Below are 23,567 nucleotides of genomic sequence, written 5' to 3' on the forward strand. Positions count from 1 at the left end.
TAAGCTTTTTTTACAGTTTTTAATTACATTTAACCCATTATTTGTAAATAAAACTGAATGAAGCCGCTTTTACTTAAAGTTTCTGCCGATCCTGCGCATTCCTTTAGCGTAAGGCATGATGTATCACCGGATATCAATAACCGCTGGCACTGCCATCCCGAATTGGAGCTGATTTATTTCATCAAAGGTGGCGGAACGCAATTTATAGGCGATAGTATTAAGCAGTTTGAAGACGGCGATATGGTGTTGGTTGGATCAAACCTGCCTCATTACTGGCGCTTTGACGACATGTACTTTAATAATGGCAACGAACAGGTGCCGGTTGATACCATCGTGGTACATTTTTGCGAAAACTTTTGGGGCGATCAGTTTCTTCAGCTTCCAGAAAACAAGCTAATAAAAGTATTGCTTGAACGTTCAAAACGTGGCTTGCAAATAACAGGTGAAATAAAAAAGCAGGTGGCCTCTATTTTAGCCACTATGCTTAATACTGATGGTGCCGAAAGGATCATCATGCTGCTCAAAGCATTGAATACCATAGCGGGCAGTTCACCGCTTAATTATCTAACTTCTATAGGTTTTAAGTACGATCATAATGAATCGGAAAGCGACAGGCTCAATAATATTTATGAATACTCGGTACGTAACTTCCGCAAAAAGATTTACCTGGAAGAAATTGCCGATATAGCCGGTGTGAGCGCGAACTCGTTTTGCCGGTACTTTAAATCAAAAACCCGCAAAACCTACTCACAGTTTGTGATCGAAATAAAGGTAGGCTATGCCTGCAAACTCCTCATTGAAAATAAGCTCAACATCAAGCAGCTTTGTTACGACAGCGGCTTCAATAATTTCTCCACTTTTCACAAGCATTTTAAACAGGTAACAGGTAAAAGCCCACTCATGTACCAAAAGGAGTTTACGAAGAAAACATAATTTTTTGCTATCCCCGAGTGGTTTTAATTGTATTGAAAATAACTCGGGATGGGCTGACCTTTAGAAAAAAGGCAGTTCATGACAGGGCAGCAGCCCCTTCAATATCCTTTTCCATAAGGCTGAAAATAATTCTATTATCCTATCCTGGGAATAATTTCTAAATTCACGGTGATATATCTCTCGTTTTGCGCACTTACTATTAAACGCACTGATCATGACACATGAGATAGTTTTTGATAAACCGGCCGCCCGAAGGGAAAAACTCATTACGAAGCTTTACCAAAGCGCTTTCCCAACAGTGGCTAAATATGTAAGCAAAATGGGCGGCTCTTTTGATGACGCGAAAGATATTTTTCAAGATGCCCTTGTTATTTATTATGAAAAGACGTTAAACGGTGATCTGTCACCGCATAACGGTGAAAAGGCTTACCTGCTGGGTATTGCCAAACATCTTTGGCTCAAAAAGTTTAAGGGTGACCGCCATAACCTGTCGCTTGATAATTGTACCAAAGGTTTTGATGTTACAGATGAAACTGAAGATCAGCCATCGGCAGTTAAACTAATGAGATACCTGGAAACGGCGGGTAAAAAATGCATGGAGTTGCTAAGCGCTTTTTATTATCATAAGCTGCCCATGAAGGATCTCGCGGATTTGTTTGGCTACGCGGGTGAGCGATCAGCTACTGTGCAGAAGTATAAATGCATTGAAAAGGTAAGGGAAACAGTTAAAGAACAATCACTGGCCTATGAGGACTTCATTGAATGAGATCAAGGAAATTGACGATCATGTGCTTGGGCAAACTGCGCCTGATGAGGCACTGCTGTTCGAGGCCAAACTGATCATCAATCCTGGCCTTGCGTATAAGGTGATGTGGCATAAACAAACTATGGCCCTGGTGCAGCAATATGGCCGTAACAGCCTTAAGGCCGAAATTGAAACCGTACAACAAAAGCTATTTAGCCTGCCTGAGCATGCGGGTTTCAGGCAAAAGATCATGCGTTTGTTCCTTAAACGCTAAACATTAAATTTTATGAATATTAATCAAAAGGAGTTCCGCAGATATGCGGTAGGGCATCGCCGTGTCCAAAGTTTACATGTTGACAGATTTATTGCGCAGGTAAATAACAGCAAAATAAGCATGGGCATGACACCCTATATTATGGAAGAGCGGCAGCTCAACATCTCGCAAATGGATGTTTTTTCGAGGCTGATGATGGACAGGATTATTTTTCTTGGCACTGCGATAGATGAACAGGTGGCTAACATCATCCAGGCGCAATTGCTTTTCCTGCAATCGGCCGACGCCAAAAAGGATATCCAGATCTATATCAATTCACCGGGTGGTTCGGTATATGCCGGACTGGGGATTTATGACACCATGCAGTTTATATCGCCTGATGTGGCTACTATCTGTACCGGTATGGCCGCTTCAATGGCTTCGACATTACTTTGCGCCGGCGCCAACGGCAAACGGGCTGCCTTGCCGCATTCACGGGTAATGTTGCACCAGCCATCAGGTGGAGCGCAGGGGCAGGAATCGGACATTGAAATTGCTGCCCGACAGATCTCTAAAATGAAGCGAGAACTGTATGAGATCACAGCCAAACACAGCGGGCAAAGCTATGACAGGGTTTATGAAGTATCCGACAGGGACTACTGGATGATAGCTAAAGAAGCGAAAGCTTTTGGTATGATAGACGAGGTTTTGGGAGCGAAGGAGGATTGATTAGCATATTGAAGACTTACGAAGTTTAATTGCTTCGTAAGTCTGGCTATTTAAATCACTTATTCAATGCATCCACCTTATCAAAAAACTCATTTTGCAATTTGATGGTACTGGTATCGGCCTTAATCGCTTTAAGCGCTTGTACAAAGCTGGCTATTTCATGCTCTGCTATAAATTTGCCGAATTCGGGTGTGGCTTTGGCTCCTTCACCGGCATAGTGGTTAGGGTAGGCGGCGTACCACCATATAGGCGTGTAAATATTAGCCAGGTTTAAACGATGTTGATTATCGCCCGATTGTGATGCTGCCCGGTCCATCTTCATCAGGTCGGGGCGATAGTACAGCATTGATGCGGTTTCGCTTTCACCCGCGTGCTGGTCGCCTTCAATAGCCGACTTGTGCATTTTCCGATATTGGTCATTATACTCCTTGTCGCCACTGTGCGGATCATAAAAATATACAGCATAGTTGTGGCGTTTGTTCAGCAGTGATTGCATAAAGAACTGGATAAACTCCGGGTTACCTCCATGACCATTTAGTATTACTATTTTATCAAATCCGTTTCGAGCAATTTCATCGCAGGTAGCTTCCAGTAAATCCCAGATCACTTTGCTTGGCAGCGCAAACGTTCCTGGCTGATGACGGGCCTCATTGATCTGCCCATAAAAATAATCAGGAAATACAACTGCATATTCCGACTTAACAGCATGGGCAGCCCACTCACGCACATGGATCAGATCGGTGCCTAAAGGGGAGTGAGGGCCGTGTTTTTCCAGGATCCCAATGGGCAGGATACAGGTTTTCGACGATTTTTCGAGTGCAGCAGGAAAATCTGAGGCAACAAGCTCGTCCCAGCGCGCAGGTATTTGCTGGGCAAAGGAATAAGCAGAAAGCAGCAGCGCTGCAAACAGTAATAAGTAAGTTTTCATAAATTATAGGTTTAATAACAGGTTATAGCAAACTGTATTTGAACTGAAATTTACGAACTTAAAATGTTGTTTTTCAATAGGTAATTTAAAAATTACAATGAAGAGGTTAATGGATATTGGGCAATGAGTAGCAGAAAATAGCCCCTTTTTCCTTGTCGTTTTCAACCCAGATCCGGCCATTCATTTTTTCGGTAAAATCTTTACAGATCATGAGCGCTACGCCTGCGCCTTTTTCCTTTTCGTTACTGTACTGCATGTTGGCTTTAAAATTAAAGAGCAACTTTAGCTTATCGGGCGAAATACCTTTTCCTTCGTCCTGTACACAAACAGTTACATCGTTGTCATCGCTTGATGCACCTATAGTAATAGTTGAATTATCTGGCGAAAACTTAATGGCGTTATGTATAAAATTGCGGTGGATAAACTGTACCAACTCTTTGTCGGCATGAATAACAATGGCCGGGTTCACTTTGATTACGAACCTAAGCCCGCGGTCTTTACCCATTAAGTAAAATGGTTGTATTGCCTCATCTATAAGGTCCTTTAAAGGCAGGGGAACAGCTTTGTAATTAAAGCCCGACAATTGCTGTTTGATCCATTGCAATATGTTTTCAAAAATCTCCAGCGAAATGTTTGAAGAATGCTCCATGGTATCTACCAATTCCATCAATTCTTCCCGTGTAAAAGTATCGGCGTCTTTAAGTACCGTTGCCAGTGTTTTGAGTGCACCTATTGGCTGCCTGAAATCATGCGCAAGAATAGATACCAGCCGGTTGTTGAATTCATGATCTATTTGCAGTTTTTCGTTTCGTAGCTGTACGGTGTGATTAAGTTCTTCCAATGTTTGTCCGTGCTTTTTCTTCAGGTTGTACAGTCGGTAAGTAAATATTACGGTAATGGCGGTTATCACAAATAAAACACCAAGTACAATCGCAAGCACCTGCCTGTTTTGGCTCCGGATGGTTATAGCTTCCAGTTCCTGGTCTTTCAGGGCATAATCAATATAATCAAAACCTGTTGTATTAGTGTACTTCTCCTCGTCGTCATATAGTTTCAGCAATTTTGAACTGTAGCGCTGTACTTCGGGCAGATTATTTTGAGCAATATAAATATCATATAATTTTTTCCCGAAGACTTTTTCATAATAGTGATAGCCGCTTTTTTCGGCGATAAAAAGTCCCTGTTTGTAGTATTCAATAGCTTTGGGAACATTATTTTCGAAGTACAAGTCGCCAAGGTTCATGACTATATCAAGGCTCAGGTAATAAAGCTCCATGGCCAAACCATTATCTACTGCTTTTTGTAAAAGCGCCACACCTTGTTCACGCTTGTTGCTTTGAAGGTATAGCAATCCCTGTACCTGGTCTGCTTCAACGAGCATACGTTTATCTTTATACCTTGTGCCAATTTCGCGTGCTTTATCAAGGTAAACTTCAACCGAATCTTTGGGGATTTGCTCGGGGTATAGGAGCAGGTAATTGCACAGCACCAACGCCATGATAGAGTCGCGCTGCAGGGTTTTACCAATGTTTAATGCCCGCTTAAAAAAGTTTATCGCTTTTTTATCTTCCTTGTTCTCGTTAAACACAAGGCCAATGTTCATTAACCCCTGTACAACGTTTGAGGTATCATTTAATTCTTTGTAAAGGTTATAAGCCTCGTTATAATAGCGCAGTGAAAGCTGTAGATTGCCTTTAAGATCATAAACAATGCCTATAACATTTAGTGCATCGGCCTTCCCAGCCTTATAGCCAAGCCGTTCAGCTATAGTTCTTGCCTTTTTAGCATAATTGAAAGCACTGTCGATATTTTGCTCATACATAAGCATCCCCAGCCTGTTAAGCGTATTTACATATTGTATGCTATCATGCGTTAAGGGCAAGTCTTTTTTTAGTTTATTAACCTCCCTGAATTGGCCAAAACATTCAGATACAGCAAGCAACAGTAATACTAAAAAGCTTACGTTTTTTTTCATTAATTAATATTTGCAAAACGGGGCTAACGGTTCATAATATAGCCTAAAGCTATTATACGGATAAAAAATGGTATGGTTGGAGAATGTTAAATAAAATAGGCCTGAGTTACAGTTAATTTAAACTGCTATCCCCAAAAAAAGATATTCAAGCTTATGCAGGTAATACCGGCATAATGGCTGAAATAAAAAAATGATTCAAAGAACTGTTATAACGAATCGGGATTAGGAATAAAGTTCATAAATGCCTGAAACTTGGCATAATAGTTTTGCATGTTTAACTGGTAATAATAAGCACCGCGTTTTGAGCCGGCTTTATCCTTATCGGCCAGTTTAATGAGTAAACCGGTTGCCAGCACCCTTTTACTGAAATTACGTTTATCAATAGTGGTATTAAACACGCTTTCGTAAAGTGTTTGCAATTGCGGAATAGTAAACTTGGTGGGCAAAAGCTCAAACAGGATAGGATGCATAGCTGCTTTGTAGCGGATGCGTTTGCGGGCCTGCTCAACCATTTCCTGCTGGTCAAATATCAATTTAGGGGCGCGTTTAAGCTGAAACCATTCGGCATGGTAATCATCACTAATCTGGGCTTCATATTTATGGATGTCAACCAGTGCAAAGTATGCTACAGATACTGTACGCTCAATAGGGTCACGCTGGGGTTGCCCAAAAGTATATAATTGTTCAAGGTACACGCCCTCCAAACCGGTTAATTGCTTTAAAATGCGGTTGGCACTTTGATCAAGACTTTCATCTGGCTGAACAAAGCCACCCATCAGGCTCCAGTTTCCCTTTTCGGGTTGAAAGCCTCTTTTTATCAATAGGATCTTTAAAACTTCGCCATCAAAGCCAAAAATGATACAATCAACAGCTAATAATAACCTTGTTTGCTTGGAGTACTTGAGCATTTATAAACAGTAATAATTTTATGGTAAAAACAAATATAGAATAACATTCGATATAAGCTTGCAAATTTGCTGTGTTATACCTGTTAAAAACGCATTAATTTACAATTGTTAGTCAAATGTGTAAATTAATTGTGCTTTTTACAATAATAATTGACATTTATTCATTATTTATTCGCCCCATGCCGATATTACCAGCATGCGGTTGCCGCCGTGGTTACGATGCTCGCACAAATAAATTCCCTCGCCGCTTCAAAATCGATAAAGCGAAAATCAATACGTCCGCTGCTCACAAAAAAGTTCCCGACAACCTCCCTCCTGCCGTTCCAAAGAACTTATTTTTAAAGTAGTTGGGATCTTGCGGCTCCAATTCGCTGTTATGATAATTACCTAATGTACCATAGCACCGTAAGCCGGGTTGAAATGATCAAATGCATGTGCGCGGCTAAAATTAAGCTGTCCACTAACCAACTCGTCTGAGTAATTAGGGCTTTCATCAACTACTAACGCCCCCGAAATATAATTTGTCGATTTGACAGCATCGGCAGATACCGGTTTAGGCAGATAAGCAATATCGCTATGGTGCATGGCCGGCGCATAAATATGATCACTGCATGCACATACTGGACAGGAGCAAAAGCAGGCTGAATTTAAGTTTCATCATAAAAGGTCCGGGGCAGGTTTATAAATAGGCACCAAGGGCATTTATATCATAACCTTATTTCGTTAGCTATATTAACAACAAGTCATCATCACTAAATATTAAAATGCGTTTGCCCAACTATTTATTATACCAGGCTACCAATAAAGTCATCCGTAAAATCATCGGCAAAATGAATTACGTTTTGCAATTCGGAAAACTCATCTATTTGATGGGTAGTAGTAAGTACAATAGCTTTCATACCTGCATTAGCGGCAGCTTCAGCACCTTTAGGTACATCCTCAAACACAATACAATCTGTGGGCAATGTATTCAGCAATTCGGCAGCTTTTAAAAATGTTTCTGGATGGGGTTTACTTAGTACTACGTCATCGGCACTTACTATTGCTTTAAAATAATGCCTGATGTTAAGATTATCCAGTACAAAATCAATGTTAAAAGGAATAGCGGCTGAACCGATAGCCATAGGGATACCGTTTTGATAAGCTTTTTCCAAAAACTCATGCAAGCCGGGCAATAATGCCAGATGGGGCAAAAACTCATCCTGGTAGCGCTGTTCCTTAAGGTACGAGAGCCTGTCCATTTCTTCGGCAGTAAAGCGATTGGGGCCAAACATACGTACCAGTACTTCCTGATTTTTGCCGTACATCTGTGGTTTTACTTCATCCCAGGTAAAGCTACCGCCAAGGTCGGTATTTAAAAGATATTGCCATGCTTTGGTATGATAAGGCATGTCATTGATCATAGTGCCGTTGAGGTCGAATATAAAGGCCTTCATGTATTAATTTTCAATTTATGAGATAAAACCGAGCCAATTTTTCGGCAAACTTAAACCTTTAAAAAACTAAAAGTTGAATTAGGCCACATATTCTTTAAACACATAGGCGATTAGTTTTTAACAGCCGCACGATGAATGAATATATTGTTCGATTTTTTTAGCGAAACATTGGTCTTTTCATGTACTTAATCCATCCGATAAAAAGGTATTTAATCCTAAAGATTTTAACCATAATGAATTTTAAGCTTAAGCAATAATTCAAAAAGAGGCGCTCAACCGTATAGCTATCATACAATCGCACGAATTGCGGAGGCCGGTAGCGTCAAAGCTTGGTATATTAAACCTCATGCGAATGGAAAATATTGATTTTGGTTACTTTAATATAATAGAACATACCGTTAACGAACTGGATGAAAAGATACGGGGGATAGTAAAAGATTCGGAAGACACCATCCAGGGAGGCCATTTGTCAGTAGCCTGATCATCAATTATTTAACCGGACAAATACTATCCCACAGATTTGATTTACACCTAAATTACGCTTTGGCTATTGCTGATTACGGTAAATTATAACTACCTTGGCGGCATTAATAAATAAAAGAATGCAAAATCAAGGAACAGTAAAATTTTTTAATGAAACAAAAGGTTTCGGATTTATAGTACCAAGCAATGGTGGTCCGGATATTTTTGTTCATTCAACAGGCCTTATTGACGAAGTTCGTGAAAACGACACCGTTGAATACGAAGTTGAAAACGGCCGTAAAGGTCTTAACGCGGTAAATGTAAAAGTTATATAATTATAATATAATCATTAAGCCTACCAGGCACTCAATTTTTGAGTGCCTTTTTTGTTGACTTATTTTTTTTATTAACCTGCAGGGTATTTCAACTTAATATTTGAATGTTACTTTCAAATAAAACTGGCATTGTTGTTGTTTAAACTATGATATCATAAATCGACTACATATAAAACAAAGAAAGAACATGAAAGATCAAGCAAAAATTATAGCAGCACTATTGGTAGGTGCAGCGGCGGGCGCGGCTTTGGGTTTATTGTTAGCTCCTGAAAAAGGGACTGAATTGAGAGGAGATATTGCAGACTATATAAATGATTTGGTTGATACAGCCAAAACGAAAGCGCAAACAACAGCCGGAGAAATCAAAGATTACAGCAACAATGTAATTGACAAAGCAAAAACCAAGTTTAGCGGAACTGTTAGTGACCTTTGGGATGCTAAAGATAAAGCTGTTGACACAGTACAATCAAAAGCCGATGAAATTGCAGGCAAAGCCAGCGACGCCGCCGAAAGCGCAAAAGATAAAGCTAAAGCAACTGCTAATGACTGGAACAATTCTGTACAAAACGCATAATATTTAGTACTATCATAAAATAATAAAACCCTGCCAGTTGGCAGGGTTTTATTATTTATAAGCGTTTTTTTTATTATTTATTCCATGTATTGTTGCTGTCATCAGCATCCATAAATATACCGCCATCTAAAGTAGCTGATTTAATGGTTTTGGCGGTTTTGATATCTACCGAAATTTGCTTTTGATTTTTTTCCCAAACCACAGGGGTTTGATGAATGCTTTCGGCCGAACCATCAGCATAAGTAATTTTTACATCAAACGGAATTACAAAACCGCCCACGTTTTTAATTGCTACTGTATAACCACCGGCTGTTTTGGTTACACCTTTTACCGACAGATCGATATAGTAATTAGTAAAGAACCAGTTATTGAAAAACCAATCAAGGTTTTTACCTGTAATATTACTCATAGAGTTAAAATAATCCCATGGTATTGGGTGTTTGCCATGCCAGCGGTCCATATATCCATGCAGGGCTTTTTTGAATAGTTGATCGCCCAGCATGTCTTTCAGGGCTAAATAACTTAATGATGGCTTACCGTATGAGTTATTACCGTACCCACCCCTCAATTCGCTCGATGGTGTAATGACCGGCTGATCTTCGGCGGTTGAAGCATCATGGATCCATCTGTCAACACGGAAATTTTTATACAATGCTTCAGCTTTTTCTTTGCCAACTTCTGATGTTCCAATCAACAGTTCAAAAGTGGTTGCCCAGCCCTCGTCCATAAATGCATAACGGCTTTCGTTAATACCCATATAAAAAGGGAAATAGGTATGCGCTATTTCATGATCCTGCACAAACTGCGAAAAGCGCACATCGTTGGTATGGCTATCGTTAACCATCATAGGGTATTCCATATCTGCAAAGCCCTGGAACGACGTCATTTTAGGGAACGGGTAGGGTATCCCCGGCCAGTTATGTGATAACCAGCTTAATGAATTACGGCCGTTTTGTACCGCATGATGAAAATCTTCCGAGCTATCTAAAAAAGCAGCCTGCATACTGGCCCGGCGGTTTGTTGCGTCATCAACCACAACGCTGGCTGCATCCCATACATAATGATCACTAATACCTACAGCCATATCGCTGATATCAATAGCGGTCCAGGTCCAGGTGTTCATCTCCTTTTGAGCCGTTACTTTATGGGCGGCAAGCTCAGCAGCCGATGCAATATTGATAGTTGAATCACTGGTGAATGAAGCCTTCAATCGTTTTGCATATTCAGGCTGAAGCACCTCTTCAGGGTTTTGCAGGGTACCGGTAGCCCAAACCACGTAGTTTTTAGGCGCGGTAACGTGCAGGGTATAGTCGTTAAAGTCGTTGTAAAATTCCTGGGCATCTAAAAAAGGTAGCCTGTCCCAGCCATTGTAATCGTCATAAACCGACACCCGCGGATAAAAATAAGCCAGGTAGCAGGTAGTTGAATCGATCATTCCTTCGCGGCCGCTTTCTTTCGAAATTTCAAAATGCCAGCCAATATCAAGCTTAACAGAATCATGAGGCATCAACGACTTACTTAAACCAACCATTTGATTTGTTGAACCTGATGCAACTTTTTTTGCTTCGCCATTAATTGAAAAGCTATCAAACTGAATGCCCGGTGTAAGATAGTCAGCCCCTGCATCGCCAAAACGGGCGGCACCCGGTTTATGAATGTTCAGGATGACCTTCATGTTAAGCCTTTTTAAAGTATCCGGACTATTATTAACATAAGTGATCTGTTCTGTGCCTTTTACAGTACGATTTTGAGGCACAGCCGTAATACTGATATTATAACGGCCATAATTTTGCCAGTACTTTTTGCCGGGGCGGCCATCAGTCGAGCGCGTTTCGTTTTTAAATGCTTTTTGTATATCGCGTGGCATATACAAGGTTTGGGCCTTAACCTGTATAAATGCAATGCAGGCTAATGCAGATAAAATAATGGGTTTGGTCATACGTCTTAAATTTCGTTGCCAATTTAAATTAATTGGACTAAATAACGATATGCAAGAAACATTAATCGGAAAATTTAAAACAAAAAATCGCTTGATAAATCGCTATATCAGAGCTTATTTTGTAACAAAGCTGTCACAAAGATTATTTATAAATAAATATTTTGCGGTATCGAATATATTTTTTTTTACTTTGTTACCAGTTATTTTAATAGGGGTATTAAATAACTAACATTTAAGCCATCTGCGCTATGCGGATGGCTTTCTTATTTCCCCTCTCAATCAGCAACAATATATTCTTTGGAAATGAGCGTAAAAAGCTCGTCATTATCAATTGATTCATCTTTACACTCGGTAAGTAATTGTTGAGCTTCAGTATAATTAAGCTGCTTGGCCACCATTATTAACATATGGCACGAAGTGATATTAATATGCTCAAGTAGCTGCAGATACAACATAATATCCATATCCAACAATACCGGTATAGTTTGCTCTTCGTCCAGGCAAAACTCATCCTTAACAATGGACTTTATAGGGTTACAGTTCTTATCCGATGGAATTTCATTAATCAGGGTATACACCTTATTCATCCGTTCTATCTGTTTTTTGATATCGTCCCAAAACTCCTGTATCGCTTGCTGCAATGCGGTAAAAGAAGCGAGGCCTTTCAGGTGCCCAAGGTGCTTATCAAGATAACACTTACCAAAATAAATGCGGTTTAAATTGTGGACAAATACCTTTTTTAATAAGTCATTGTCCAGTGTTTTAGGGGCATTTTTACTCATAGCATAAAATTAAAGTGTAGTTGTGGTTGATTATATTCTTAAAGCTATTAATTACATCATTGCCCATCAAACTTACCTTAAAAATAAGTAAGTTTTATTACCGGACAGATGTGCCCGATAAATTAACTTTGCACTGCAATAACATAATGCTATGAAATATAAATTAGGCGATTTTGTTCGGTTTGTTGATGAAAAAATGGAAGGTTTTGTAACGCGCATCATCGACGAACAGATGATAGGCGTTACCGGCGAAGACGATTTTGAGATTCCGGTACTGGCCAGTAAAGTAACTTACGTTCATGGTTACCAACCGGCAGGGGCGACAAAAAGCAACAATACAACGGCTGAAAAGCCCTTAACACCAGGTGAATTTGTAAAAAAAGGCGTTTATATAGGCGTGGTTACTGATGCCAGGGCAAGTTCTGTCGTACATTTTCATTTAATCAATGAAACTTCGTTTCAGTTGCTGGCTACTTTAACCACAGATAAGCAACAGGTATTTAAAGGCGAATTTGCAGGGATCATCGCGCCAAAATCAACCGAAAATATCTACTCCGCCCAACTGGCCGATCTGCAGGTTTGGCCAAAGTTTATTTTCAGCGTTTTATTCAGTACCAAACAAAACGTTGAACCACCGGCACCGTTGGCTGTACATGAAAAGTTTAAGGCCAAGGATTTCTCAACCACTAAAAAGAACATTCCATTCCTTAACCAGGCCGGCTGGCTCATCAGGCTCGACGAGCCTGAACTGATTATTGATGCTCAAAAACTGAAGGAAAGCTTTTTTGAAAGCCCTACCGAAAAAGTAGTGCTTGAAAAGCCGGTTAGCGAAGTTGACCTGCATATAGAAAAGCTGCGGGACGATTACCAGTTTTTAAGCAGCGCTGAGATTATGGAGATTCAACTGGCCCATTTTCACAAAGCGCTTGATGCAGCTATTGTTCATCAACTACCTGATATTACTTTTATACACGGTGGTGGCAATGGCACGCTGCGTAATGAGCTGCACAAACAATTGGGCAGGCATAAAAAAGTACAAACCTTTATGGATGCCCGTAAAGAAAAATTTGGTTACGGCGCTACCAAGGTGTTGTTGAAGTAACAATTTACGAGAGTAAGTAAGCCTTACGAAGTTTTAAAACCTTCGTAAGGCGGTTTTTCTTACTTTTTCGCAAACCAGATTTCAAGATTAGGCAACTTTAAAGTTTGATGCGGCGATGCCGGATCATGTAACTTTAAACTCACCGGGTAAAGTTCATTTGCTTCAAACGTTAAAGGTTCAAGATCTTTAATATAGATATTTTGTGGAATACTATGTGTGAGCGCAAAAGGAATGTTCTTTTTAAAGTTGTTGAACACTTTTATCAGTAACTGGTTATTGCCGGGCATCAAATCCAAACTGATGACATGACTTACAGAGGCAGCCTTACCCGGATTATTATTGATGAGCAGTTGCCTCCCATTAAGCAAAACAATTATGCCATCGCCGCTGGTAATCTTAACCTGCGCGTAAATTAAATCCTTGCCTGCGTTGATGTTTTGCAAAATGTAGTAAGCATTATCCATGCCTGCAGGCAGATCAATCAGCTGCCCGTTTTTATAGTAATTTACAGACCGCCATGGTTTATCGGTGTCTTTGGTAAAAGGTTTTGAGATATCGATTTTATCCGCGCTGCCATTTAAACCTCCTAAGCCCGCGGAGTATGGGCCGGTTATATATAATGGCCCCCATTTTATTTTAGCCGTATCGGGTTTATACTTCATCTTCCTGTCGCTGTCGAGTTTGAACGTGGTGGTTACATTATTTACATTTAGGTCAACAATGCTGCCTTTTTCTTCGTCGGTATATTGTATAGCAGGCTGATACCTGCCTTTGTGTTTGGGCTTAATTGTCCAGCCTTGCTTTACCGTACTTTGATAATTGCTGTTATAATCAATACCCGATGAACTATAATAATTATAAGCGTTGTGCTCATCCAGTTTTATGTGGTCATAACTGCTGCTCAGGATATGAACAGGTTGCACTTTGTAACCTTCGGCAACGTCAACCGCTATAACTTTTATTTGTTTTTCACTGTCAAAACCTGCGGGTAAGGTTATCACAGCGGCATCAGTTGCCTGTTTAAAGCTAAGCGATTGTTGTTCACCCAAAACAGAAACATTACTAATCCTGCCTTCCAGACCGGGTAAAGTGATCAGGCCATCAGCGGGTGCCGAGGTTACAAAAAGATAAAGCTTATTGGGTTTACTGGTTATATTCCCCCAGTCAAAAGAGGCAAAAAAGGGATCGGCAGTTGTGCCATAAACAGCTTCGGCATTTTTATGGAGCCAGGTCCCTATCTTCAATAAAACATCCTTTTCAAAACCAACTACTGAGCCATCTCCTTTGGGCCCGATATTAAGCAGGTAATTCCCTCCCCTGCTAATCACGCGGATCAGGCTTTCCAATTTCTCTTTATACTTTTCATCCTCGCTTCCGCGTTTTTGCCACGACCGGTAGCCCCAGGTTTCGTCAAAAAATGAAGCGGGCGACTGCCAGGGCACTCCGATGGAATAATCGGGATACTGATTATCACCCATTACGGCAAAATCGCCCTGATCATTACCCAAACGGCTGCTTACCATACAATCAGGCTGCAGGCGGTGCACCAATTGATAAAGCTCTTTACTTTGTTCAGGGCTTTGCGACCCCATATCAAACCAAAGTTCGGATATAGTACCATAGTTTGATAGCAACTCGGTTACCTGCTTCTTGTTATATTCATGATGCTCGGGTGTTATATAATCAGAATTATGACTTGATATGGGTGATGCCTGCGGATAATGCCAGTCTATCAGCGAAAAATACAAACCAAACCTCAGACCATGCCTTTTACAGGCTTCGGCCATTTCCTTTACCACATCACGGTTAAATGGAGTAGCATCAACCACATTAAAATCGGTAGTTGTAGTTTTAAACATGCAAAATCCGTCGTGATGTTTTGAAGTCAGTACAACAGAGCGCATCCCAGCCGCTTTAGCCAGCAGGGCAATACTATCAGCATTCCAGTTTATCGGGTTAAAGTTTTTGGCCAGGTTGGCGTAAGTATCACTGTAAATACCAGCATGGGCCTGGATTTGCTCACTTAAGCCGCGGATAACCGGCTTCCCATCCCAAACACCACCCAAAACTGAATAAATACCACCAAAATGGATAAACATGGAAAACTTCTGATCCTGCCATTGCTTTATCGAAGAAGATGGCGGTTGTGCAAATGCAAAATGAATACAAACTAATAACGATAACAGTGTGCTTATGATTTTTTTCATGGGAGGACTTCAATACCTCAAAGTGTAAAAAAGTTGTTAATAAACAAAAAACTCACAACTTAAACTTGCCTGTTATAAACTAACAGCTACACAATTATGCACACAAAATAACTCAACTTTACACTTTTGCTAATAAACATGTTATATAATTGTGAAATACGCTTCACAAATTGCATTTTTTTAATAAAAATATTATTTGCATCTTTGTAGCAACACAACCCTAACCCTAATTCATAATGAAAAAAATTCTCTTGCTCAGTAGCAAGGGTTCATTTAACCTTTAAAAAAACGTAATGTCCGAATCTATTCAAATTCAACCCAATATCCATTGTGAGCCTTGCAAAGAATGTGGTGCACGCCCGGTAATTAATCAAACCCGTAAAGGTTTTGTGGTTACCTGCCCAACAAATAAAAAGCATTATGAAACTGCTCCCGGTATGGTAAATATTGATGAATGGAACAGGTTTAACCAAAAATCGCCCGTGCTTACAGGCACACAATATAAAAGCAAAGCCTCATAAAAACTATTCCATAAAAGTAATAGTTTCAGTTTTGGGTATTTAATCAATAAAAACCTGCTTATGAGGATACAATGGGTTTAATTGTATTCATGTTATGCATATTGTAGATACTGAAAATGAACCTTCAAAAAAAAGGCACAGCTATACATTTTGTCCAAAGTGCCAAACCAATACCGGCCAAAGGATCCACCGGCCGGCATTGTTAAAGCTATTGACATTTTGGCTGCCGGTTAAAAGGTATTTTTGTTATAGCTGCAACAAAAAATACCTGGTAATTGAAAGGTAACGAAACCGTTCGGTAACAACACTTCCTATTGTTCAAAACACAGTATAGCTTAACAATATAAGACCCTTTCACTTTGCAAAAAGCGGAGCTGTTTGCCTGCTACCCGATTTGAGATACTCGGCATAGCTTTTTTTAATATAACTGATCATATCATAATCGCTCATTTTTTTCACTTTTTTAATTTCGGGGTGATATTGGTTCATAAAGTTTTGCAGCGAATCGCCTTTAAGATTAGTTATTGAGCTCACCTTTTCTGGCGAAAAAAACCTGTCCACATACTCATCTTCTTCATCTTTCAGCAAAATCTTTTGCAGCTTTGATTGCGGAGCTCTGTTTTTATTCAACATGTCGATCACCGACAGCAAGTTGATGCTCAAGATAGTTGCTGTACTTTTATCCGCATTTATGTGATTGCTGGGCTTACCAAAATCAAGATCAGCCGGACGTGCTATAAACGCATCTTTTATGGTTGAGCTATGATAGGCAAAAACAGAGGCAAACTCCCTCCTGTTACGTAATGAATCGGCCCTGGCATTACGCCTGGCCCTGATCTTTACCTCACTTAAAACAGTTGCCGCAGGCTCAATGTAACATCTTAAGGTATCAAATTTTAAAAAACTGACTATAAGCTTAAAAGGCTTGTAACCTATGCTGGTGATCCTTAAAGTATCACCGGGCTTTACGTTGGCCAACACAAACTTCCCTTCGGCATTACTTATACTTTTTGATGCAGGTGTATTGATAAAAGCATTTGCCACCGGCAAATAGGTAGCTTTATCAATAACAATACCTTTAACACGCTGGGCAAACAGATTTATTGACAAGAGCATCAATATCACTGTTGAGGTAAGTTTCAATGTTTTCATGACGGGTTCAGTTAACAGGTGAGCAGGTTAACTAAATATACGCATAAATTATTAACCTGTACACTTTTAACAAATATTAACATATGCCGCATTACGGTCACAAACCTTTTCTTTCCGCTAAAAAAGCCAATAAATTACTTCATCATCGCTTCAAAAATTTCGTCAAAACCTTTGCTTTTAAATTTTTGGAAGGTTCCGTCAAACTTTTCGCTAATGGGGTTAAGCAATTGAAAGCAAAGCTGTTTATCTTCCTCGCTCAATGCACTGGTCATCATTCGCGCAACTTCAAGTACACGTACTTTGGCTTTTCCAAGAGTTTCCTCTCCAAGGGCTGTTAATTTTAAACGCTTAATACGTTTATCATCAATATCTTCATACTCGGTTATCAGTTCGCGTTTTTTTAGCCTGTTAAGCATATTGGTACCGCTTGATAGTTCGATTATGTTATTATAAATAGCTTCAGATTTTATTGGGTTAACCTGGTTAAAAATAGTAACCAATATACCGAACTCCTCTATCTGATCAAGCCCTGTACCTTCAAGCGCTTTGTTTGAATATACCATATGGTACTTTCCTATCCGTCTTATCAAAATCATGAGCTTGCCGTTAATTCCCGGCCTTAATTGCCAGTCGGGCGTTGCTTTCTTCTCATCTGCTGCCTTGGCCATTAGCTGATGCCGGAAGAAATCATCCAAATTACAACCGGGATTTTGCTCCTCATAATCGCCCCAAAGCTTAACCAATTCAACTGTTTTATTCACGTGTTATTTCCTTTTGGTATCAAATCTAAAAAAAACGTCTCCAATATTTGCTATTTACTTTCTTTTGGTATAATATTGCATTAGTTTACTACCATATGGTATATTTTATAAATTTAATCAATCTTACCAAATGAATACCTCACTCTTTTTACCAGCACTATTAATACTACACTTAACAGGGCTAACTATAATGGCGGGCACCACCATTGTTGATTTTACAGTATTTAAAACCTTTTGGAAGCATTTTGATGATGATACAGAAAAATCAAAAGGTATACTGGCAGGTACATCTAAGTCATCAACACTGATTGGAATAGGTGCCGCCCTGCTGGTTATAACAGGCATTGGCATGATGGCCTTAACCCATGGCGTATTTGGCGAACAGCTATGGTTTAGAATAAAAATGGGAATTGTTTTGGTTCTAATGCTAAACGGGATATTTTTTGGAAGGAAGCAAGGCGAAAAGCTACGAATGATTATGAGTAACGACAAAGCTTACTTAGCAGAACGGGTTGACCAAATTAAGGTGAACCTTAATATCTTTTTTACGGTACAACTGATATTGTTTTTCAGCATAGTTTTTTTAAGCATTTTCAAATTTAGTTAATCAAAAAAAAAATGGAAATGCAACAAAACACGCCTATTTATAAGTTGGTAATTGTAGGCGCAAACGGCGGCATTGGCAGGCAGTGCGTTGAACAGGCCCTTCAGGCGGGACACTTGGTTACTGCAATATTACGAAACCCGGCCAAATTAGCAATCGAGCACCCCAATCTAAAAAAAGTAAGCGGTGATGTTATGCAACCCGGCGCATTTGAAAATCATTTTGAAAACCAGGATGCTGTGATTTCGGCAATAGGCGTAGCCGGCGGTTTCGGATCAGATAAACCCACAGCTTTATATTCGCAAGGCAATGCCAATATTTTAAAAGCGATGGAACGAAAAGGCATAAACCGCATGTTCCTGATCTCGGCCAGTGCAATTGAAATAAGTCCCGTGCTTCCATTTTATATCAGGTTTATCGAAAAATATGTAGTTCAAAAACTGCTGAAACACATGTATACCGATTTGCTCAAAATGGAGGCATTGATAAAAAGCAGTAACATTAACTGGACTATCATTAGACCTCCACAGCTTACAAACCAGGCTGTTACCGGCACATATCGCATAGCTATTAATGCATTTCTTAAAAACTGCCTCAAAATATCAAGGGCCGATGTTGCGTACTTTATCATTAATAACATTGCTAACAGGGATACATACCAGGCAACAGTTGAAATTGGATATTAACACTAAATTCCGCCAATGAAGCAGGGCACTTTTAACTACATGTTAACTTAGCGTTCCAATCAAAGCTGACTATCTGGTATAACAAAAAAGACCTTTCCATTACTGAAAAGGTCTTTTCTTTTAGTACGCTGCGGATTATTTTCCGTAAACTATCCAGGAAGCTTTCGACCAGTCATTAGCTGGATCGATCGCACCTATATAGTTGGTTTTATCAAAGAACGAATCGGATAAGGAGCCATCAAACTTGCCTGCAACAATTGCCGGTGAACCTGCTTTAGGCAATAAGTTTGGAGCAGCGTTGTTAAACGGATCGGTCAACATAATATCCGCTGCAGCAGTAAATGATTTTGTGCCATCGCGGCCTTCAACTAAAGTTTTTAAACCTGCTGCGTCCAGTAAACCAGCTGTAGCCAATTTGTCAACTTTATAAGGTGAAGTTACCGCCTGTAACAAGCTGTTTTTTAAACCGCTTGTCCCGGCAATATAATACTGCGCGGTTGGGTCATTATCCAGGTCTAAGCCCGCTTTTTGCCCCCCCATTACTATGGCATTAGCCAAAATAAATTTTGCACCTCTTCTCCAGCGCATACCGTAACCGTAATCCGCAGATACTCCTGTGGCGTTATTAGGCCCTACAGCCGTAAAGTTCGACAACAAAGGGAATGTGTTAGGAGTTAACAAATAACCTTTAGCATCTGTTGTGTTATCCACTTCAAAATTGTTGGAAATATCACCACTGGTACCTTTATTATCAGTAAACGCCGGATCTTTAACAGAGATCGCGTATTGGATCTTACCGTGGTATCCGTCATCAAAATCAAAATCATCATCAGCGTTGTTATAGGCAACCAGGTATTTAGCATTAAATGAACCCCCGAAAAACTCGTAAGCATCGTCAAGGCCGCGAAGCACTTCAATGTGGTCTATTTTGGTACCGCTACCTACGGTATACATACTTAAGCCGTTTACTTCATCACCAGGGTTAACCGCTTTACCGGCATATTCAATACGTACATATTGTAAAACCCCCGAATTATCAGCATCGTTTGTGCCGCCGAATGGCTGGTGCTCGGTATCTACGCCACCTTCCAAAACAGCGTGATTGCCATTACCCGTGGCCGATCCAACGATCACAAGGCCACCGAAATTACCTGGTTTCGGATCAGCCTCCGCCGAAGTGAAAACAATTGGCTTATCAGCAGTTCCGGCGGCATTGATCTTGCTTCCTTTATAAATGATAAGGACACCGGCTGAGTCTTTATTGCTCACAATTTTGGTTCCCGGATCGATGGTTAAAGTTGCATTATTATCCACGTAAACATAACCGCGAAGCCTGTAAGTGATATCGGCGGTCCAATGTGTGTCTTTAGTAATCTTTCCCCTCACATCCATCTTGGTAACAGCAGGAGGATTAACCGGTGGATTTTTACCCGGATCATCGTTTTTTGAGCAGGATGCTAATCCTATCATGGCTAATGAGCCAAGTAAATACAACGTTTTTTTCATAATAATTGTTAATAATAATTGATAATAAATTGAAGGCCTTTTACTGTATAGCGTGATTATTTTTTAAAACTGAAATTATATTTGAACGAAAGGGTTGTTCCAAAACCCGAATAACGGCTCTGGATGATTTTATCCTCTTTAGCATTATATGCGGTGCTCCCCGAGCTTCCGTAATTATTATACAATGCGAAGGGCTGCGCAAGCAGATCAGATACGGTCAGTTTAAGCTCGGCATGCTTTTTAAATAACGCCTTGCTTAGCTGCATATCAATCACATTCCGCGGTTTCTCATAGATGTCCACACCACCGGTAACGGCCCTGAAACGTAAACGCTCCCCTATCCTGTTATAAAGCACGTTGAAAGAAAAATCACTGCCTTCGGGTGTATAATACAGGCCCGAGTTGATCAGATAGGGTGACTGTCCCTGGAGGGGGGTAGACGTGTTACGGCCATCAGCCAGCTTTACCTTGGCATTGATATAGGAAGCATTCACATAAAATGTTACATCATTCAAGAAACTTCCCTCAGCAATAAAATTCAGTTTCTTCCTCATCTCGGCTTCAAAACCGAAATCCTTGGCATTGAGCGCATTCTGATAAGTCAAAATATCGTTACCCTGATTAATCTGCTCGATCGGATTCTTAAATTTCTTGTAAAAAGCCGAAACCGAGATGATCTCCCCTCCTGACGGGTAATATTCAAAGCGAAGGTCTGCGTTATCAATTATACTTCGCTGCAGGTCCGGGTTACCGCTGACGATAAAGTTAGTCTGGTAGTCAAAATAGCGAAAACTGGCAAGCTCTCTGAACTCCGGACGGTTTACCGACCTGAAGTATGCCGCACGTAAATTGACCTTCTCCGATAAACTATAGGTCAGGTTACCCGAAGGCAGAACATCAGTATTATTATATTTCTGTTCGGTCTGGCCCAGCGGTTTGAGCGATTGCGCATACCGTTCAACACGTGCCCCCCAAACCAAACGGATTTTTTTGCTCAGCTTATTGTCCAGCATCACATACCCCGCGTCCTGATCGGCTTTTCCTTTGTAATCGGTGGAGCTAAGGTCCAGGCGCGACAGATCGATCCCGTTTTGAGCGATACTTTGAGGACTGAACACATTAAAGATCGTATAACCGCCGGTGAGTGGGATTGCTTTGTTTCCGAAGCCGATGGCGTCAGTGTATCCCAGCGCATCAATACTGAAATCACGGTCACGATGAGAAATAAGACCACCGAATTTCAATTTCTGCGACTCATTAAGCCACTTGAACGGAACTGCCAGGTTTGCTTTCGCGCCGTAAATATTTTCATTTAATTTAGAATACACACGGCCCAGATCATTAGGTTTGGGGCTGTTTTCGCTGGATAATGAGATATATTCGGGCTGGTTCAAAGGTGTATAGATGGTTACGATCCTTTGATCGGGCTGGTTCCGGTATGATAAACCGTAGGAAGCATTCCAGTCAAAAATAATATTCTTTTTGCCCAGCGTGTGCTGTCCTTCCAATGCAGAAGTATAAATGCCGTTTTGAGTTGTCTCTACAGAGTAGCCTTTGTAGCGCAGCGGGTCTGTTTGACCGGCCTCAAAATTCAGGGCATTGTTGGTTTGCTCGAAGTCAACAGAAAAATCGTTGTTGTAAAGGTTTCTCCAGGCAATTTTGTTTTTTCCGAATGTATAAGCGAAATTCAGCAAACCGCCAAGGCTTTTATAGTTGGTATAGGTATTACGGTCAAAGCTGTACAGGGGAAGCTCTTTCGATGCATCATTGAACCCGGTATAACCAATTCTGTCACCAAATGATGCACGGTGCCCATTGCTGTAGTTCAGACTGAAGTTATAACCCAGGCGATTGCCATTTGTATTGATTTTGGAATTGCCCGTGGAAAATTGAAAACCAATATTGGGAAGGCTCATTTGCCCTTCTTTGTAATAAAAGGTATTGGGAAATTGCTGCGCTATAGCGATTTTTTCGGCACTTGTTGTCCCGGATGTATAGTCTTTTTTCACATTAGAATAAGCTGCAGGCAGCTTTCTTGAACCGTCATCGAATCCAAGGAAATCATATTTCCCGTTAGGCCTCGCATCGATAAAGTTATTCTTAAGAGTAGTTTTGGAATTATAGCCAACGCTTAACGCCACTTCCAGGAACCTGCTGTCGGGAATATCTTTGGTAATAGTATTGATCGTACCACCCGCAAAATCACCGGGCAGATCGGGCGTCGCCGTTTTGTACACGATAACATTATCGACAAGACTTGAAGGAATGATGTCAAAAGCAAAAGCTTTTTTATCCGGTTCGGAACTTGGCAGCGTTGTCCCGTTCATCATATTGTTATTATACCTTTCGGATAAACCACGGATAACAACGAATTTACCCTCCTGCACGCTTGTTCCGCTGACGCGTTTCAAAACGTCACCAGTATTCCGGTCAGGGGATTTACGGATCATATCGGCAGATATACCATCACTTAATTGTATACTATTCTTCTGCCTTGCGTAAAGGGCGTTTACTGAAGCCTGGCGGTAAGTAGCTTTCACAACAACTTCATTAAGTGCCTGCGTTGAAGATTGGGTCAAAGCGACATCCAGCGAGGTTACTGCACCTGCCTGAACTTCCACATCAGAAACCGATTTGCTCTGGTAACCGATGTATTTAACAACGATACTGTATTTGCCCGGCTGAAGTCCACTCAATATATACCGGCCTTCCACATTGGTGGCAGCGCCCTTGCTGCCGCTCTGTAAGCCAACTGTCGCGCCTATGAGTGTTTCACCAGTCTTTTGGTCGATTACCTTACCGGCAATTTTACCCAATGACTGTGCAAATGAATTGGAGCTTATTAAAAAACTTAAAATAATGAAAGGAAAGAGCCGAGTAAACTTTTGCATAATCTTAAATGACGCTCAAAATTATCGGCGATAAATTAAGCCAATGTTAAGTTCATATTATCAAAAAGAATATATTGAATAATCGATATTATAGACAACGTTAAATAGACTAAGAAGCTTCCAACATTCAAAAAACAA

At 40.5% G+C, this 23,567-nt stretch carries 23 protein-coding genes; 11 read left to right on the top strand and 12 right to left on the bottom strand.

Annotation, left to right across the window (positions count from 1 at the left end; genetic code table 11):
- Positions 1–57: 57 nt before the first annotated feature.
- The 4 genes from BLP33_RS22430 to BLP33_RS22445 all read left to right on the top strand — a co-directional run bounded on the left by BLP33_RS22430 (position 58) and on the right by BLP33_RS22445 (position 2,660).
- Positions 58–933, top strand: a complete 876-nt coding sequence (locus tag BLP33_RS22430) for an AraC family transcriptional regulator (protein WP_090533316.1) — start codon at positions 58–60, stop codon at positions 931–933.
- A 214-nt stretch (positions 934–1,147) separates the two neighbouring features.
- Positions 1,148–1,699: an RNA polymerase sigma factor gene (locus BLP33_RS22435; RefSeq protein ID WP_090533318.1), complete on the top strand. Its 552-nt coding sequence runs from the start codon at positions 1,148–1,150 to the stop codon at positions 1,697–1,699.
- Entirely contained in the window at positions 1,680–1,952 is a 273-nt protein-coding gene (locus tag BLP33_RS22440) for a hypothetical protein (RefSeq protein WP_139160047.1), read from the top strand. Before BLP33_RS22435 ends, BLP33_RS22440 begins: the two co-directional genes overlap by 20 nt.
- A 12-nt stretch (positions 1,953–1,964) precedes the next feature.
- On the top strand, positions 1,965–2,660 hold the full coding sequence (locus BLP33_RS22445; RefSeq protein WP_090533322.1) for an ATP-dependent Clp protease proteolytic subunit: 696 nt from the start codon (positions 1,965–1,967) through the stop codon (positions 2,658–2,660).
- A gap of 55 nt (positions 2,661–2,715) precedes the next feature.
- Here the strand turns inward: BLP33_RS22445 and BLP33_RS22450 are convergent, their stop codons facing one another.
- From BLP33_RS22450 to BLP33_RS22470, 5 genes are all read right to left on the bottom strand, one after another.
- On the bottom strand, positions 2,716–3,588 hold the full coding sequence (locus tag BLP33_RS22450) for a creatininase family protein (protein WP_090533324.1): 873 nt from the start codon (positions 3,586–3,588) through the stop codon (positions 2,716–2,718).
- A gap of 106 nt (positions 3,589–3,694) precedes the next feature.
- Positions 3,695–5,563 carry a tetratricopeptide repeat-containing sensor histidine kinase gene (locus BLP33_RS22455; protein WP_090533326.1) on the bottom strand — a complete coding sequence of 623 codons (1,869 nt, stop codon included), beginning with the start codon at positions 5,561–5,563 and terminating at the stop codon, positions 3,695–3,697.
- Between the two features lie 206 nt (positions 5,564–5,769).
- Positions 5,770–6,471, bottom strand: a complete 702-nt coding sequence (locus tag BLP33_RS22460; RefSeq protein WP_090533328.1) for an NUDIX hydrolase — start codon at positions 6,469–6,471, stop codon at positions 5,770–5,772.
- 387 nt (positions 6,472–6,858) lie between these two features.
- Positions 6,859–7,056 carry a hypothetical protein gene (locus tag BLP33_RS22465; protein ID WP_090533330.1) on the bottom strand — a complete coding sequence of 66 codons (198 nt, stop codon included), beginning with the start codon at positions 7,054–7,056 and terminating at the stop codon, positions 6,859–6,861.
- Positions 7,057–7,256: 200 nt separating this feature from the next.
- Positions 7,257–7,907 carry an HAD family hydrolase gene (locus BLP33_RS22470; protein WP_090533333.1) on the bottom strand — a complete coding sequence of 217 codons (651 nt, stop codon included), beginning with the start codon at positions 7,905–7,907 and terminating at the stop codon, positions 7,257–7,259.
- A gap of 352 nt (positions 7,908–8,259) precedes the next feature.
- Between BLP33_RS22470 and BLP33_RS27810 the strand changes: the two genes are divergently transcribed.
- From BLP33_RS27810 to BLP33_RS22480, 3 genes are all read left to right on the top strand, one after another.
- A complete protein-coding gene (locus BLP33_RS27810) occupies positions 8,260–8,388 on the top strand; it encodes a hypothetical protein (protein WP_256382337.1) in 129 nt (42 codons plus the stop codon).
- 121 nt (positions 8,389–8,509) lie between these two features.
- Positions 8,510–8,704 (top strand): cold-shock protein, encoded by a 195-nt coding sequence (locus BLP33_RS22475; protein WP_090533335.1) that lies wholly within the window; start codon positions 8,510–8,512, stop codon positions 8,702–8,704.
- A 187-nt stretch (positions 8,705–8,891) separates the two neighbouring features.
- Positions 8,892–9,278: a YtxH domain-containing protein gene (locus tag BLP33_RS22480; protein ID WP_090533337.1), complete on the top strand. Its 387-nt coding sequence runs from the start codon at positions 8,892–8,894 to the stop codon at positions 9,276–9,278.
- A gap of 73 nt (positions 9,279–9,351) precedes the next feature.
- Here BLP33_RS22480 and BLP33_RS22485 read toward each other — a convergent pair whose 3' ends face one another.
- Together BLP33_RS22485 and BLP33_RS22495 are read right to left on the bottom strand one after the other, a co-directional pair.
- A complete protein-coding gene (locus BLP33_RS22485; protein ID WP_090533339.1) occupies positions 9,352–11,217 on the bottom strand; it encodes a M1 family metallopeptidase in 1,866 nt (621 codons plus the stop codon).
- Positions 11,218–11,492: 275 nt separating this feature from the next.
- A complete protein-coding gene (locus tag BLP33_RS22495; protein WP_090533342.1) occupies positions 11,493–11,999 on the bottom strand; it encodes a DUF892 family protein in 507 nt (168 codons plus the stop codon).
- Positions 12,000–12,150: 151 nt separating this feature from the next.
- Here BLP33_RS22495 and BLP33_RS22500 point away from each other — a divergent pair, with 151 nt between their 5' ends.
- Positions 12,151–13,101 (top strand): Smr/MutS family protein, encoded by a 951-nt coding sequence (locus tag BLP33_RS22500; protein ID WP_090533344.1) that lies wholly within the window; start codon positions 12,151–12,153, stop codon positions 13,099–13,101.
- 59 nt (positions 13,102–13,160) lie between these two features.
- Here the strand turns inward: BLP33_RS22500 and BLP33_RS22505 are convergent, their stop codons facing one another.
- A complete protein-coding gene (locus tag BLP33_RS22505) occupies positions 13,161–15,308 on the bottom strand; it encodes an alpha-L-fucosidase (protein WP_090533346.1) in 2,148 nt (715 codons plus the stop codon).
- Between the two features lie 293 nt (positions 15,309–15,601).
- On the opposite strand from BLP33_RS22505, the gene BLP33_RS22510 reads away from it, so the two are divergent.
- Positions 15,602–15,829: a hypothetical protein gene (locus tag BLP33_RS22510; RefSeq protein ID WP_090533348.1), complete on the top strand. Its 228-nt coding sequence runs from the start codon at positions 15,602–15,604 to the stop codon at positions 15,827–15,829.
- A 354-nt stretch (positions 15,830–16,183) separates the two neighbouring features.
- Here BLP33_RS22510 and BLP33_RS22520 read toward each other — a convergent pair whose 3' ends face one another.
- Both BLP33_RS22520 and BLP33_RS22525 read right to left on the bottom strand, forming a co-directional pair.
- Positions 16,184–16,981, bottom strand: a complete 798-nt coding sequence (locus tag BLP33_RS22520) for a peptidase associated/transthyretin-like domain-containing protein (RefSeq protein WP_090533352.1) — start codon at positions 16,979–16,981, stop codon at positions 16,184–16,186.
- 134 nt (positions 16,982–17,115) lie between these two features.
- Entirely contained in the window at positions 17,116–17,742 is a 627-nt protein-coding gene (locus BLP33_RS22525; RefSeq protein WP_090533354.1) for a MarR family winged helix-turn-helix transcriptional regulator, read from the bottom strand.
- 130 nt (positions 17,743–17,872) lie between these two features.
- Between BLP33_RS22525 and BLP33_RS22530 the strand changes: the two genes are divergently transcribed.
- Both BLP33_RS22530 and BLP33_RS22535 read left to right on the top strand, forming a co-directional pair.
- The gene (locus BLP33_RS22530) at positions 17,873–18,349 is read left to right on the top strand and encodes a DUF2214 family protein (protein ID WP_139160048.1); all 477 of its coding nucleotides are present in this window, start codon (positions 17,873–17,875) and stop codon (positions 18,347–18,349) included.
- Between the two features lie 11 nt (positions 18,350–18,360).
- A complete protein-coding gene (locus tag BLP33_RS22535) occupies positions 18,361–19,032 on the top strand; it encodes an NAD(P)-dependent oxidoreductase (protein ID WP_090533359.1) in 672 nt (223 codons plus the stop codon).
- A gap of 135 nt (positions 19,033–19,167) precedes the next feature.
- On the opposite strand, the gene BLP33_RS22540 is transcribed toward BLP33_RS22535, so the two are convergent.
- Positions 19,168–20,538, bottom strand: a complete 1,371-nt coding sequence (locus BLP33_RS22540) for a hypothetical protein (protein WP_090533361.1) — start codon at positions 20,536–20,538, stop codon at positions 19,168–19,170.
- A gap of 56 nt (positions 20,539–20,594) precedes the next feature.
- Positions 20,595–23,429, bottom strand: a complete 2,835-nt coding sequence (locus BLP33_RS22545; RefSeq protein WP_090533363.1) for a TonB-dependent receptor — start codon at positions 23,427–23,429, stop codon at positions 20,595–20,597.
- Positions 23,430–23,567 lie beyond the last annotated feature (138 nt).

This window comes from Mucilaginibacter sp. NFR10 (assembly GCF_900100445.1).
GTDB lineage: Bacteria > Bacteroidota > Bacteroidia > Sphingobacteriales > Sphingobacteriaceae > Mucilaginibacter > Mucilaginibacter rubeus.